Annotated in this window: 12 protein-coding genes; 6 read left to right on the top strand and 6 right to left on the bottom strand. The window is 47.5% G+C overall.

The window, feature by feature from the left end; all coding sequences use genetic code 11:
• Positions 1 to 26 precede the first annotated feature (26 nt).
• The 3 genes from hemY to hemE are packed head-to-tail and all read right to left on the bottom strand — an operon-like array spanning position 27 to position 3458.
• The gene (gene hemY, locus AMS66_RS26330) at positions 27 to 1451 is read right to left on the bottom strand and encodes a protoporphyrinogen oxidase (protein WP_053783610.1); all 1425 of its coding nucleotides are present in this window, start codon (positions 1449 to 1451) and stop codon (positions 27 to 29) included.
• Positions 1451 to 2401 carry a ferrochelatase gene (hemH, locus tag AMS66_RS26325; protein ID WP_053783609.1) on the bottom strand — a complete coding sequence of 317 codons (951 nt, stop codon included), beginning with the start codon at positions 2399 to 2401 and terminating at the stop codon, positions 1451 to 1453. The genes hemY and hemH overlap by 1 nt, the downstream gene beginning before the upstream one ends.
• On the bottom strand, positions 2394 to 3458 hold the full coding sequence (gene hemE / locus AMS66_RS26320; protein ID WP_053783608.1) for a uroporphyrinogen decarboxylase: 1065 nt from the start codon (positions 3456 to 3458) through the stop codon (positions 2394 to 2396). Before hemE ends, hemH begins: the two co-directional genes overlap by 8 nt.
• A gap of 204 nt (positions 3459 to 3662) precedes the next feature.
• Here hemE and AMS66_RS26315 point away from each other — a divergent pair, with 204 nt between their 5' ends.
• A complete protein-coding gene (locus tag AMS66_RS26315) occupies positions 3663 to 4874 on the top strand; it encodes an MFS transporter (protein WP_053783607.1) in 1212 nt (403 codons plus the stop codon).
• A 106-nt stretch (positions 4875 to 4980) separates the two neighbouring features.
• Here AMS66_RS26315 and AMS66_RS26310 read toward each other — a convergent pair whose 3' ends face one another.
• Positions 4981 to 6186 carry a cytochrome P450 gene (locus AMS66_RS26310; RefSeq protein ID WP_053783606.1) on the bottom strand — a complete coding sequence of 402 codons (1206 nt, stop codon included), beginning with the start codon at positions 6184 to 6186 and terminating at the stop codon, positions 4981 to 4983.
• A gap of 507 nt (positions 6187 to 6693) precedes the next feature.
• Between AMS66_RS26310 and AMS66_RS26305 the strand changes: the two genes are divergently transcribed.
• The gene (locus AMS66_RS26305; RefSeq protein ID WP_053783605.1) at positions 6694 to 7905 is read left to right on the top strand and encodes an asparaginase; all 1212 of its coding nucleotides are present in this window, start codon (positions 6694 to 6696) and stop codon (positions 7903 to 7905) included.
• A 144-nt stretch (positions 7906 to 8049) separates the two neighbouring features.
• On the opposite strand, the gene AMS66_RS26300 is transcribed toward AMS66_RS26305, so the two are convergent.
• On the bottom strand, positions 8050 to 8682 hold the full coding sequence (locus tag AMS66_RS26300) for an O-methyltransferase (protein ID WP_053783604.1): 633 nt from the start codon (positions 8680 to 8682) through the stop codon (positions 8050 to 8052).
• A gap of 239 nt (positions 8683 to 8921) precedes the next feature.
• On the opposite strand from AMS66_RS26300, the gene AMS66_RS26295 reads away from it, so the two are divergent.
• The 4 genes from AMS66_RS26295 to AMS66_RS26280 all read left to right on the top strand — a co-directional run bounded on the left by AMS66_RS26295 (position 8922) and on the right by AMS66_RS26280 (position 13698).
• Positions 8922 to 10073, top strand: coding sequence for a THUMP domain-containing class I SAM-dependent RNA methyltransferase (locus AMS66_RS26295; protein WP_053783603.1), 1152 nt, complete (start codon positions 8922 to 8924; stop codon positions 10071 to 10073).
• 216 nt (positions 10074 to 10289) lie between these two features.
• Positions 10290 to 12290, top strand: coding sequence for an LTA synthase family protein (locus AMS66_RS26290; protein ID WP_053783602.1), 2001 nt, complete (start codon positions 10290 to 10292; stop codon positions 12288 to 12290).
• Positions 12291 to 12379: 89 nt separating this feature from the next.
• Positions 12380 to 12805 carry a cytidine deaminase gene (locus tag AMS66_RS26285; protein ID WP_053783601.1) on the top strand — a complete coding sequence of 142 codons (426 nt, stop codon included), beginning with the start codon at positions 12380 to 12382 and terminating at the stop codon, positions 12803 to 12805.
• A 158-nt stretch (positions 12806 to 12963) separates the two neighbouring features.
• A complete protein-coding gene (locus tag AMS66_RS26280; protein WP_053783600.1) occupies positions 12964 to 13698 on the top strand; it encodes a DsbA family oxidoreductase in 735 nt (244 codons plus the stop codon).
• Positions 13699 to 14029: 331 nt separating this feature from the next.
• Here AMS66_RS26280 and AMS66_RS26275 read toward each other — a convergent pair whose 3' ends face one another.
• Entirely contained in the window at positions 14030 to 14860 is an 831-nt protein-coding gene (locus AMS66_RS26275; RefSeq protein WP_053783599.1) for an aldo/keto reductase, read from the bottom strand.
• Between the last annotated feature and the right edge of the window lie 130 nt (positions 14861 to 14990).

The raw sequence follows: 14990 nt of genomic DNA, 5'->3' as shown, positions 1-14990 counted from the left end.
ACGTTCGAGACAGCCATGTACGTTAATTATTTTGCAGCAATTAATTGCGTAGCTTGAACGGACATTTCTTTTGCCTGTCTAATGCAGTCAGGCAATCCTACCCCTTCATAACCTGCACCCGCAATGTATACCCCCGGCAATTTGCTGCCGAGTTCCTCCCGAAGTGCTGCAATCTGCTCTAGATGACCTACCGGATACTGTGGCATGGATTTGCGAAGCCGAGTAATTTCCGAGAAGATCGGAACGGCCTCTACGCCCATTGTTTCACGCAAGTCCTTGAGTACCAGATCCGTCAATGCATCATCCGGGAGTTCCACATTCTGTTCGTCTCCAGAACGACCAACATAGCAGCGAAGCAGTACTTTGTCATCCGGGCTGGTGTGCAGCCACTTGGTTGATGTCCAAGTACATGCTGTAATATTACGGCCTTCCTTACGCGGAACGAGGAAACCAGACCCATCAAATACATGTTCGATATCCTTTTTCTCAAAAGCTAGCACCACATTCGCTACCGATACGTAGTTAATCGCATCCAGAGCCGTTGTATCCACGTGGGGCTGTAGCAGTTCGGATGCAACATACGTAGGTACGGTAATGACTACATCATCTGCTTCAAGGTGCTCGCCGTTATCCAGTTGAATGCTATATCTGGCCGCTTCTCCAGTCTGAACATCCAAGGATTGCACCGAAGTGTTCAGACGTTGATCCACGTCCTGCAATTCATGTACAAGCGCGTGAACAAAGCTCTGCAAGCCCTGACGGAAGTTCAGAAAAGCACTTCTTTTCGTTCCCGTATGAGTCTCTGCCGGTTTGCGGCCAGTCATCATCCCCCGGATCAAACTACCGTAATCCCGCTCCACTTCTCCGAATTGCGGGAACGTTGCCTGAAGACTCAATCGTCGCATATCACCTGCATAGATACCCGCAAGCAACGGCTCAGTGAGGTTTTCCAGCACTTCCGCTCCAAGGCGGCGCTCAATCATATAGCCGAGCGATTCATCCTCCGTTGTGCGACGGGGAGGGATGACAAAATCCATTAATGCCCGCAGCTTGCCTGCCGGAGATACAAGACCGCTTCTCAGAAACGGTCTCAACTCCGTCGGAATACCTAGAACGAGTCCTGCCGGCATGGGATGTAACTTGCCACGCTGCATGATGTACGTTTTTTTGGATTCCGGGTTTTGACTGACCAGTTCATGATCGATTTCCAGCTCTTTAGCCAAGTCAATCATCGCCGTTTTGCGGGCAAGGAAAGAATCTGGCCCCTTCTCGATAACAAATCCATCCCGGTGTAGCGTCTCAATCATGCCACCCATGGAAGAACTCTTCTCAACCAGGGTAATTACAGGTTCGATCCCGGCTTCCCGGTAATGCTTCCGGATATAAAATGCCGCGCTTAGGCCGGTCAGACCTCCGCCGACAACAACAACACGACGTTTATGGTCTTCCATTAAACATCCGTTCCTTGCTGCCATTGGCTAATAATGACGTCACTTAACGTTTCCATGTAAAGCGGGTCGCTATTGAGAGAATCGATACGCATGAGGCGCATGTCGATCTCTTTGGCAATCGCTTTGGCCTCAATATCAAGATCATAGAGCACTTCCAGATGATCCGATACGAATCCAATCGGTGCTACAAGTACATCTTCTACCTGTTCACGAGCAAGCTCCTGAAGCGTGTCCAGAATATCAGGGCCCAGCCATGGCTCCGCCGTCCGTCCCGCACTTTGCCACGTAAACTGCCAGTTGGTAATTCCTAAACGGGAAGCAATAACTTCCGAAGTCTCCAGCAGTTGCTGCGGATATGGATCACCGATATCCACAATTCGTGCAGGCAGACTGTGTGCACTGAACAGCACGCGTACATCTCCGCGTTTGGCTCCCGCTTCCTCGAAAGCATCCAATTTGGCACTAACACGTGTGGAGAGAGCCTGGATCAATTTCGGATGCAGGTGGTAACTCTCAATAAAGGACATCTGGATACCCAATTCTTCTGCTTTCTCACGAGCACGCTTGATGTAGCTCCCTACACTCATCGTGGAGAAATGTGGTGCCAGTACGATACCTATTGCGGTCTGAATTCCATCCTTCGCCATCTGTTCCACGCCATCCTCAATGAACGGATACGCATGCTTCAGCCCTTGATAACAACGGAATTCAACCTCATTGGAACGCTCGTCCTTGTTTAACGTCTCCTGGAGGGCCTTAACCTGATTATCCGTGTTTTCTCGAAGAGGGAATACGCCCCCAACAATTGCTTCATAACGGTCGGTCAGTTCCTTCAGTTGTTCCGGTTCAGGCGGACGTCCTCTCCGGATATGTGTGTAATACGCTTCAATACTTTCCATATTCTCAGGTGTGCCATACGACATCACCAGTACACCTACCGTATTAGTCATTTGTAACCGTCACCCCAGTCTTCAATGCTTCAGCAGAATATTCATGAATATACGCAGTGAGTTCTCTTAATTTTTCCAAAGATGCTTCAGGAAATAGTCCATGCCCTAGATTGAAAATATACCCTGGCTCCTTGATACCTTCGTCAATAATCAATTTGGCATGCTGCTTGATCAGATCCATCGGTGCAGTCAGCACATAAGGGTCCAAGTTACCTTGCACAGCAAATTTTCCGCCCAGTCGTTTACGTCCCTCGGAGATCGATACTCTCCAATCCAGCCCAATCACATCGGCTTGCAGATCATGCAGGGTTGGCAGCAATTCACCAGAAGCCACACCCGGGAAATAAATTTTCGGTACATTCAAATCCGATAATTCGGTAAAGATACGAGTAATCGTCGGCAACACATACGTTCTAAAATCGTTTGGCGAAAGCGCGCCTACCCAGCTGTCGAACAGTTGGAATGCCTTGCCGCCATTCGCAATGTGTGCACGGACATATGTAATCACCATATCGCCCAGTTTTTGCATTAATTTATGCCATACTTCCGGTTCACTGTACATCATCGTTTTGGTCCGTATGTACCCTTTGGAAGGACGGCCTTCAATCAAATAGCTGGCGATGGTAAAAGGTGCACCGGCAAACGTAATCAGGGGTACATCCAGTTCCTTGTCCAGAATTCGAATCGTCTCAAGTATATGAGACAGGTCTCCTTCAACATCAATGGGACGCAAACGATCCACATCTGCCGCCGTGCGGATTGGATTGTCTATAACAGGTCCAATATTTTTAACAATATCAAAATCTATACCGAGGGAAGCAACCGGATTCATAATATCGGAATACAAAATAGCCGCATCCACACCGAGTTTACGTACCGGCATGAGTGTAACTTCAGCTGCTAGCTCAGGTTGACGGCAAATTTCGAGCAAAGAATACTTTTCCTTAATCTTGCGATATTCGGGATCATAACGCCCAGCCTGACGCATGTACCACACGGGAACACGGTCCACCTGCTGTTTGAAGCTGGCCTGAATCAGACGATCATTATAGCTCATGTAAGAAGCCTCCAATAGTTTTTGGACTCATAAATAACATTATGCCCTTTTTAAAGAGCGGTAACAACCACGTGTCGATCTGTTCCAATGACAATACTATGACATTCCTTACATCCCCTCCTCCATATGCAAATTATGTTATAATGAAAGAATCGTGTTTTTTTGAAACGTTGCAGAAACGATCGGAAAGGATGTGAAAGCACTTTGAAAACGTGGAAAGTAAACCTCATTGTGCTTTGGTTCGGACAATTTCTGGTCAATTCGGGCATGACCATGATTACCCCTTTTTTGTCCCTTTATCTTGCCAGGGACCTTGGGGTTGTTGGTGAACATGAAATTGGCATCTGGGCCGGGTTTATATTTGCTGCCAATTTCCTCACCTCATTTTTGTTCCAACCGCTGTGGGGCAAGCTGTCCGACAAATACGGCCGAAAAATCATGTTGCTGCGTTCCGGATTCGGGATGGCGATTGTTATTGCTCTGATGGGTTTTGCACAGAACCCTTGGCAGCTACTCTTATTACGTCTGTTGAATGGTACGATCTCCGGTTTCAACCCCGCAGCCGTCGCGCTGATCTCGGGTACAACGCCGAAGGATCGCATGGGTTTTGCCATGGGCATCAGCCAGTCCGGTCAAGTGGCCGGTACAATTTTGGGTCCGCTGATCGGCGGTTTGCTTGCTGATGCAGTGGGCTTCCGCCCTATCTTCTACATTACAGGTGGACTGATCTTCGCGGCTTCGATGCTCGCCATGTTCCTGGTTAGAGAGAAGTTTGACCGCAAGGAAGCGGCCAAACTGCCAGAACAATCCGTATTGTCCGGTCTGAAAGAACTCAACAAGTCACCCCAGTTACCTGCATTATTCGCTGTAACGTTCCTGTTGCAATTTGCCATGATCAGCCCGATGTCACTCTTGCCGCTGTATGTACAGAAATTACATGCTTCGGATGTCAATGTGGCTTTCTGGGCAGGGCTTGTCGGTGCAGTAACGGGACTATCCAACATGGCCATGTCCCCGATTCTCGGGAAGCTCAGTGATAGGATAGGTTCACACAAGGTACTTACATTTTCTCTTATAGGAACCGGGCTCATGCTTATACCCCAAGCTTTCGTGCAGACGGTATGGCAGCTCATCATTGTCCGGTTCATGATGGGCGTGTTCATGGGCGGCCTGCTTCCAAGTGTCAACGCGCTCATTCGCTCCTATACGCCAGATAGCATGATTAGCCGGGCGTTCAGCTTTAATACGAGCACACTCGCGCTGGGTAACATGCTCGGAGCCGTAATCGGCGGCTTTATGGCCGGGTTTATCGGCATAGAAGGCCTGTTCATCGTCTCCGGTGGGCTGCTGTTGCTCAATATGGTGTGGGTAAGATTCAAATTGTACAAGAAACCCCCTTTGATCAGGGAATCCTGATACTTTAGTCCAAATTTTATTTGTTCTTATGAAAAAAGCCGCTTTCAGCGCCCATTAGGCGTGAAAGCGGCTTTTGGCATTCATTTGTTCAAACCTCAACATGGATTCATTGTGTCAGATGGCTTGCGAATTGAATCGGGTATTCCTTCACACCAAATACAAACGCACTTTGAATCGGTTGCAAAACGGTTTCCGGCGCAAGCTGAATGTCATCCATTTGCCGAAGCATCGTCTGAAGTACAACCCTTGCTTCAAGCCGTGCAAGCGGCGCACCAAGACAAAAGTGAATACCAAATCCAAAACCCATATGTCTGTTCGGCTTGCGGTCGGGCACAAACTCTTCTGCCTGTTCAAATTTACCACCGTCCCGGTTTGCCGATCCTACCCAGGAAATCACCTGTTCCCCCGTCTGAATCGTTTGCCCGTTCAATTCTACGGTTTCTTTGGCAATACGCCCAATAGCCACAATCGGCGGATAATAACGCAACGTTTCCTCTACCGCATTGGGGATAAGTTCAGGATTTTCTCGCAGCTGCTGCTGAAGCTCAGGTCGTTCTGACAGAATACGAACGGCATTGGTAATCAGATTGGTCGTGGTTTCATTACCGGCAGCAAGTAACAAGATGCAAAATCCGACCACTTCCTCTGCCGTTAGCTTCTCCCCTTCAATCTCCGCAGCAAGCAACAAAGAGATCAGATCATCCTTCGGCCGTTGACGTCTTTCTTCCATAATGGCCGTGAAGTAGCTCGCTAGCTCCTGCTGGTTCCTTTTCTTTTCTTCCATTAATTCCTGGAAAGCATCATCACTGTCATCACGCGCACCCTTCACGAGTGCATCAGACCAGTCTTTAAACTTCTGGCGATCTGCGGCAGGAACTCCAATCAATTCGGCGATCACAATAACCGGAAGTGGAGTGGCAAGATCATCGATAAGACGCATACGACCTTCTGAAAAATGCGGAGTCAATAATTCATCAGCGATTTCCTGAATACGCGGAGCTAACGCTTCGATCGCCCTAGGTGTGAACGCCTGATTAACCAGATCCCGCAGTTGCTTGTGCTTTGGCGGATCGGTAGTGAGCATGCTGGCGTTTGCGCGATCACGTTCGGAAGAGAACAGTTTGGGGTTTTTCAACACATATTGCACATCTTCATAACGGAAAACATCCCAGCATTCTCGATGGTTGTCATAGCGGACTGGAGTGTTGTCACGAAGTTCAGCGTACACCTGGAAGGGAGATAATTGTTGTTCGACCGCTCCCAGTTCCCGGATCGGAATGTAATTGGCATACTTTCTCGGTGCTCGGTTCATCGTTTCTCCTCCAATCATTAGTATATATACATATTTACATATTGAAATCACCATATATTATAGACTCAACGTTATGCGTATACAAATATTTGGCAATAATTGAGCCTCTTTTCCTAGAACGTATTACAAAAATCGTCAAGACTTGCTAACTTACACCCCCGATATTCGTTTTGTATAAGATCACTTCTGCTATGGACGTTCCTGCAACACTCCCCCAAAATCTTTCTATACCCTATCAGGACAAAAGACTTATATGTTATAAAATATGACTTCAAAATCCATTTTATATTTTTATATATTACAGACTCTCTTTTTCATCTCTTTATATTTGTCCATAAAACCTCATAAACACAAAATATACTCTATATATCTATCAATGTAACCGATTACTCTATCTATACCTACGATTGTCATATTATTTAACATGAAATACAATAAATTTGAATTCATATACATACCATCCTCAACAAACATCACACGAAACTAACCTGAAGGAGAGTGCTATTCATGAAAAACACTTCAAATCTTCGTCCTTGGGCTGTGTGGAGCACAGCTGCTTTGACGGCTCTAACCATCTCCCTGTCCCCAATCGGAACCTACGCGGCTCAGGCGGCTACGGTAGAAGTGAGCGGTACAACCAGTGCAGTTCAGACCGCATCATCCACTCCGGCTCGCAACACATCCATCCCTGCCTTATCGGATTTGTTCAAACAATCCGCTCTGCCTAATGTTCTGGTCATTGGAACGGGTGGTACGATTGCAGGTCAATCCGAGGATGCGACCAGCTTCCAGAACTACAAGGCGGGTACACTCCCAATTGGAGAAATGGTCGACGCTCTACCGGACAAACAGAAGATTGCAGATGTTAGCACACTCCAATTCGGAAATTCAGGTTCAGGCTCCTATACCATGGCTGATCTCTATGACTTGTCCCAGACGGTAGACAAGGCTCTGGCTCAGTATGACAGCGTTGTGGTTACCACCGGTACAGATACCATGGAGGAAATCGCCTACTTCCTTGACATGACAGTACAAAGTGATAAACCCGTAGTCATTACAGGGTCCATGCGCCCTTGGACCGTTATCGGCTCGGATGCACAAGCCAATCTGTACAACGCCATCAAGCTCGCAGGCAGCGGGCGCACCACTTCATTTGGGACCGTGCTGATGTTGAACGATACCATTCAACTGGCACGCGGCGTGACCAAAACGAATGATTATCGAACAGACACGTTCGAAACCCCGATGCTTGGTGCAGTAGGTTATATTGATGAAGAAAACATTCGAATTTACCGCGCCCCTGCGCGTGCCTTGAAGCCTGAAGGTACATTGAAACCGGCCTTTGACCTGAGCAAAATCACGAAGGCAGATCTCGCCAAGGTGGAAATTGCGATTTCCTATCAGGAAGCTGGCGGCGAAGCCATTGAAGGATTTGTGAAGGGAGGCGCCACGGGAATCGTAACGTCCGGTACCGGAGCAGGTGGTATCTCCAGAGCGATGGGACAAGCACGTACCAAAGCGGTGGAGGATGGCGTAATCTTCGTAACGACCACTCGGACAGGTTCAGGCAGTGTATATGGCGGAGGCAAAGGCGTTATTGCCGGTGACAACCTCAGTCCTCAGCAAGCACGCATTTTATTGATGCTCGGGCTTTCCTTCAGCGATGATTTTGATACGATCAAAAAATGGTTTGAAACATACGGAACGCCAGAAGTATAAGAAGGTCTCATCCTTATATATTCCGAAAAAAACAAGAGACGACACGTTCCCTGTTATTCAGGGGGTGATCGTCTCTTGTTTTTTCAACCCGTAATGATGCAATATGCCGACCTTCCATTCAACGAAAAGCCATCGGTAGCTTTCTTACTTCACCCAGGCCAGAGCCAGACCATCATAATCCGGCAGCATCGTCGTTACGAGGCGCGGATCACTCGCCATCTGTTCATTGAAACGGCGAACGGCAAGCACAGCCGGGCCCTGCTTGTCTGGATTTAACGTACGGCCGCGCAGGAAACAGTTATCTCCCACAATGACCGCCCCGGGCCGCGCCAGTTTAATGGCGTAATCGAGATAAACGGGATAATTCTCCTTGTCCGCATCGATGAAGAAGAAATCGAAGGTGCGTCCTTCCTGCGCCAATTGCTCCAGACTGTCGGCTGCGGGGCCAATTCGATATTCAACTTTATCCCCAAAGCCACCTTCCTCCAGATGGCCATGAGCCATCGCTGCATATTCCTCTTTCAGTTCCAGCGAAGTCAGGGTCCCCCCGTCACTTAAACCGCGAGCAAGGCAGATGCCACTGTATCCGCCCAGCACGCCGATCTCGAGTACAGCTTCCGCTTTCGATGTCTTCGCGAGAAAAGTGAGCAAACGGCCATAAGCCGCAGCAACCGAAACTTCCGGCATGCCATTCGATCGGATGGCTTCTTTTACCTTTAACAAGAGATCATCCTCTTGAAATAATTGATTTACATATTCGTCAGGGGTCAGATTCACCGCTAAAATCCTCCTTGGACACTTGGACTGCTTTCCATATGGATGCCAATGTTCTATAATAAATGTTTGTTGTCAAACACAGGCGGTCAGCATGTAGTTCACCACTAGGATGAATGCATTAGCTTACCGCATTTCTCATTGTAAGTTTTTTCACGGAAAGCGGCAAGGCCGCACCGTCACTATACAGCTGAGAGAAGGATATTCCTTCTCCAGCTTGAAATGGAGTTGAAATGAATCACATGGCTCAATTGCAATTGATTGCGACCTCGGCGATGGGACTCGAGGCTGTTGTCGCCCGGGAACTGAAACAACTGGGGTATGAGGATGTTACGATCGACAATGGCCGGGTTTTCTTCACTGGAGATTATATTGATATTTGCCGGTGTAATCTGTGGCTGAGAAGTTCGGACCGCGTATTGGTCAAAATGGGTGAATTCCCGGCGACAACTTTCGATGAATTATTTGAAGGTACCAAAGCATTACCTTGGGAGGAATGGATTCCAGCCGATGGCGAATTCCCGGTTGAAGGTCGCTCCCACAAATCCCAGCTAAGCAGCGTGCCTGCATCACAGGGAATCGTGAAAAAAGCGATCGTCGAGAAACTGAAGCTGACTTATGACACGGAGTGGTTCCCAGAGGATGGGTCTCGTTATGTGATTGAGGTCATTCTGCTGAACGATCGCGCCCTGCTTACTTTAGATACGACGGGACCAGGTCTGCATAAACGGGGTTATCGTAAACTCGTAACCGAAGCACCACTCAAAGAAACGCTTGCTGCGGCACTTATTCAGCTCAGCCGCTGGAATGTATCCCGTCCATTCTATGATCCATGTTGCGGTTCAGGCACAATGCTGATTGAAGCCGCCATGATCGGCTGGAACATTGCACCAGGACTTCGTCGAACCTTCAACTCCGAGAACTGGGCTGTCATTCCTGAAGAATTGTGGGAACAGGCGCGCGAAGAAGCATTTGACGCGGTTCGCGACGATATTCCATTGCAAATTTCGGGCAGCGACATCGATCCGGAAGCCATTGAAGTTGCACAGGCAGCAATCAAGAGTGCCGGCTTCGCCAAAGATATTGAAGTCAGCGTCCTGCCCGCTCATCGTGCCAGACCACAGGGCGAATATGGTGTCATTATTACCAACCCTCCATATGGTGAACGTTTGAGTGAAGAGAAAGAAGTGCAGAAGCTGCTGCGTTCTTTAGGGCGCAGTTACCTCGATTTGCCGACATGGTCCTTTTTTGCCATCACGTCGACCAAATCTTTCGAGGAAGACTTTGGCCACAAGGCAGACAAACGCCGTAAGTTGTTCAATGGACGTATTGAAACCCAATATTATCAGTATTTGGGCCCACTGCCTCCACGGAATAAAACACCACAACAATAACAACATTGGAATGATCAAGCGCTCCTGCCTTCCACGGCGTGGGCGCTTTTTTTGTATGTATTCTGGTAGAAGTAGGGTTGATCTTGGCGACATTGCTTCCGCATGAAGTTTTTCTCCCTTGGGCATAGTTGAAAAGCCATGACACCACGCTATAATGGATGGAGCCCTATTTTACATTCCGTTAACAAAACCATTCATCAGGGGGGAGACATATATATGTTTGTCACTAAGCCAACACGCAGCCTTACGCCGCGCGGGCTTCTGAATCATCCAATTACGTTATATCTTATTTTTCTTGTACTCATGTTACTCAAATTAATATGGCTTCACCACAATCTGCACGCCTACAACATCACAATGGGGCTTCTGGACAAAGTGATTGCCATCGGTTCGGTACTGCTTCTGTCCTTCTGGACCTGGTGGCTGCCTCGACGAGGCATGATCATATCGCTCGTTATGCTCAATCTGCTGCTTACTGCACTGATCTATGCCGATATGGTTTATTATCGCTACTTTCAGGATTTTCTGACGATTCCTGTATTGATGCAAGCCAGACAGGTTGATGCTTTGGGTGACAGTATCGCTACGCTCATCTATGCCAGTGATCTGTGGTTCTTTGTCGATTGGCTAGTGATCATCCCATATGCAGCGATCCTGCTGTTCAGTAAACGTTACCGTCGTGGTGGACGTTCCAGCGCATATTCGAACGGGTTGAACTCTTACACTTTAACCCCCGGCAAATCAAGCATGCGTCGTCGACTCATTGCAGGCAGCATTGCTCTTGTATTGGGTTTTGGGCTCGCGGTAGGTCCGATTTATTTTTATAGTAAAACCTGGGCAAAAGGCTTGTTCGATAACAACTGGTGGAACGTGTCCATGTATAATGTTACCGGACTTCTTGCTTTTCACGGCTATGATCTGTACAACTATGCCAAAGACCATCTGGGCTTTGGACCGGAAGTCGACCCTGTCGATCTGGAACAGGCGGAAGCTTATTTTGCGAACAGACAACAGGCGGAACCACTGAAGGATGCGATGTTTGGCAAGTACAAAGATAGCAATGTCATCATTGTCCAAGGTGAAGCCTTCATGAATTTCATGATCGGCCAGAGCATTGGCGGTCAGGAAATTACGCCCCATTTTAACGAGCTGATGAAGGAAAGCCAATACTACAGTCACTTTTATCATCAGACAGGTCAGGGGCGAACATCGGATGCTGACTTTGGGGCCAATATTTCATTGCATCCACTGTCGGTTGGATCAGCATTTGTCCGTTACGCAGACCACAGTTACGATTCCCTGCCTTCTATCTTGAAGGATCATGGTTACAGTACCAATGTATTTCATGCCTATGAGAGCGGATTTTGGAATCGCTATACGATGTATCAGAATATGAAGTATGACAAATTTTACAGTAAAAATGATTTTGAACAGGATGACCCGCTTGGCTGGTCCTTGTCGGATGAGTCCTTTTTCCGCCAATCGGTTGAGAAAATGAGCAGCGAGGTTACTGAGCCGTTCTATTCATTCCTGATTACACTTAGCAGTCATCATCCATACGCATTACCCCAAGACAAACAACAGCTGGATGTTGGGGAATTCAAAGGTACGATGTTTGGAGACTATCTGCAATCCGTTCATTACGTGGATTCTGCGCTCGGCAGCATGGTTGAAGACCTGAAAAATCGGGGATTGTGGGACAAAACGATCTTCATGTTCTATGGAGATCACGATAATTCCATCAAGGAGCAGCAACAATACGAGAAATTTCTCGGACGTTCGCTGAACGATCTGGATATGGAGCAAATTATGAACGAAGTGCCTTTGCTGGTGCATCTTCCCGACGGAGCAGAAGCCGGAACGATTGACGAGCCTGCCGGACAACTGGATGTTACACCTTCCGTACTGCATCTGCTGGGTATTTCAGATCAACTCTATTACCATATGGGCAACGATGTGTACGACGGTTCCTCCCGCATGGTGGTATTGCGCAGTGGTGCATTCACTGATGGCTCCTTTTTCTATATCCCTTCGGATGATTACTTGTATGACAGCGGCTCCTGTTACGATCTGTCTACCGGCGCCAAAACGGATATTAATGCTTGCCGATCTGGTCACGATGAAGCGACAAAGCGACTGCATGTGTCAGATACGGTCAATACGTTTGACCTGATCTCGCGTTTTCGCGAGGAGCAAACGTCTGAATCCCCATCCTAACAGATATGGAACGGTACGCTGACGGAACTGTATAATTCATTTTTCAAAGTTAACCCGACACTACAATGAAATGGAGCTAGTGCAATACCATGACGTCACATCAAGATCAATTCAATATCGAACAAAAACTGTTCCAAGAAGCTGCTAACTTTGTCAAACATCGCTACCCTCAAGGCTGGGGCGGCGCGGCTGCTGTATATACCGAAACGGGTTCGCTCTTAATCAGCGTAGCTCCAGAGGTGATTAATGACGCCACGCATCTGTGTATGGAAACAGGCGCCTATCTGGAAGCCCACAAATTAAACGAACGGGTCACCCACTCGATCTGTGTGGCACGCGATGATGAGCACTCTGAATTTAAGGTTCTCACCCCCTGCGGTGTGTGTCAGGAACGATTGTTTTTTTGGGGAGAAGACGTGAAGGCTGCCGTGTACGATCCAGATGGAGCATTAATTTTCAAGAGACTAGACGAAATTCAGCCTTACCATTGGACCAAGGCATACCGGGATAAGTAAGAAGTTAAACTATAAGTGTTGAGGCTGCAATCCATTGCATGCTTCAGCACTTGTTTTTTTTGAAGCCTGGAAATAACCACAACCTTGCGAATGATGGAAAGTCGCTATATAATTGTAACTGTATTGGTTTCATTTATAAATGATGGAGGTTTTATTGAATGAATATTGAAATATGGTCCGACTTTATGTGTCCTTTCTGTTATATTGGCAAACGTCGTCTGGAGAATGTACTGGCACAATTCCCACACCGCGATGAAGTAAAATTGCAGTTCAAAAGTTTTGAACTCGATCCAAATGCTGAATTGAACAGTGGCAAAACCAATGCAGAATATCTGGCCGCCAAATACAATATGAGTATAGAGCAGGCACGGGGCATGAATGCCCAGATGAATGATAATGCACGTACGGCCGGACTGGAATACAACATTGATGAGATGATCCCTACCAACTCCTTCTCTGCTCACCGTTTGACTCACTGGGCGGAAACACAAGGGAAAATGCTTGAGCTGAGCGAACGGCTATTTCAAGCGATCTTCATTGAAGGCAAACATGTCGGTAATACAGATGTACTGATTCAGTTGGCTGAAGAAGTTGGTCTGGATCGCAATGCTGCAGCAGAAGTGTTGTCCAGTAATCAATTTGCAGAACAGGTTCGTGCCGACCAGGCCGAAGGCGAACAGTTAGGCATCCGGGGTGTACCGTTCTTCGTATTTGATCGCAAGTTCGCTGTATCTGGCGCTCAACCGGATGAGGTGTTCCTTGACGCTATCCAGAAAGCATGGGACGAGCGCTCCCCTTTCACCATGGTAGAGTCCAACTCAGCTGACGCAGATGGCAGCGGAGTATGCACAGAAGACGGCTGCGAGGTTCCGCAACCGGATCAATCCAAATAACACAAAAGCAGCAGGATCAAGGTTTATCCCTGGTCCTGCTGCTTTTTTTTACTTTTCCCTTTTAAATCCATCCACATAAGATGAAGTCATAAAAGCTTTCTGAAAGAAAGCTGCAACGGAAGCATATACTTCGCATTTATCACTGGATTCTACCCTTTGAAGAAAGGGAATTCCAAAAATCCGGGGATAAAGGCGATCGAAAGATTGTTCTGCACACGTAGTGGCCTAGTGTAAAGGATTATGCTTTCATTTTATATCACGAAGAACGATCCGTAACCGGAACACCTACACGCAGATCATCAAACACTCATTTGGGAATTGAGCTACACGCTCAATCCCAAAACAGCTGGTCCGGGTGCGATCCTGTCCGTTTATCCGAATCCAGCGCATCAATCAGTTTCAGCTCATCCGGAGTCAATTCAAAATCAAAGATGTCCGCATTCTCACGAATCCGCTCCGGGGTAACCGACTTCGGAATCGTCACGATCTGGTTTTGAATATCCCAGCGCAGAATAACTTGTGCGGGTGTTTTTCCGTATTTCTGGGCCAGACTTTTCAAAGCCGATTCCTTGTTCAGTTTACCTCTCATAATCGGGCTCCATGCCTCCAGTTGAATACCCTGTTCCCCACAGAAATCCTGCAACTCCTGTTGAATCAAACCTGGATGCAGTTCCACCTGATTCACCGCAGGCACTGTTCCACCTTCATCTATGATATCGCGCAGATGGTGTACTTCGAAATTACTCACACCAATGGCACGTACGCTTCCTTCGCTATATAGACGTTCGAAAGCTCTCCACGTCTCTTTATACTGGTCTCTGCCAGGCCAGTGAATTAAGTATAGATCAATGACATTCAATCCAAGGGCCTTCTGACTGGCCTCAAATGCTCTCAAGGTGGAATCGAATCCTTGATCCTCATTCCATAGCTTGGTTGTTACAAATAGCTCATTCCGGGCGATACCGCTGCTCGCAATGGCTTGTCCAACTTCCTCTTCATTTCCATAAACGGACGCCGTATCAATGCTCCGATATCCAACTTCCAATGCAGTCTCCACCGCTTGCTGTACTTCTTTACCCTTTGCTCGATAAGTCCCAAATCCCAGCCATGGCATCGTCACGCCGTTGTTCAGAATCGTACAATCTGTAATATGTTTTGTCATTCTGTACCTCCTGTGTGAAATTTGCCTGCTCTTGGTCTATTAACCTTCTCACAAAATTTTAAGCGGCACTTTTCATACAGTTTGGATAGATCTACTTCTCGAAGATTATTCAAAAGAGACATGAATAACC

Source organism: Paenibacillus xylanivorans, assembly GCF_001280595.1.
Lineage (GTDB): Bacteria > Bacillota > Bacilli > Paenibacillales > Paenibacillaceae > Paenibacillus > Paenibacillus xylanivorans.
The sequence above is the reverse complement of the archived record's forward strand: the minus strand, read 5'-3'. Positions and strand labels throughout refer to the sequence as shown.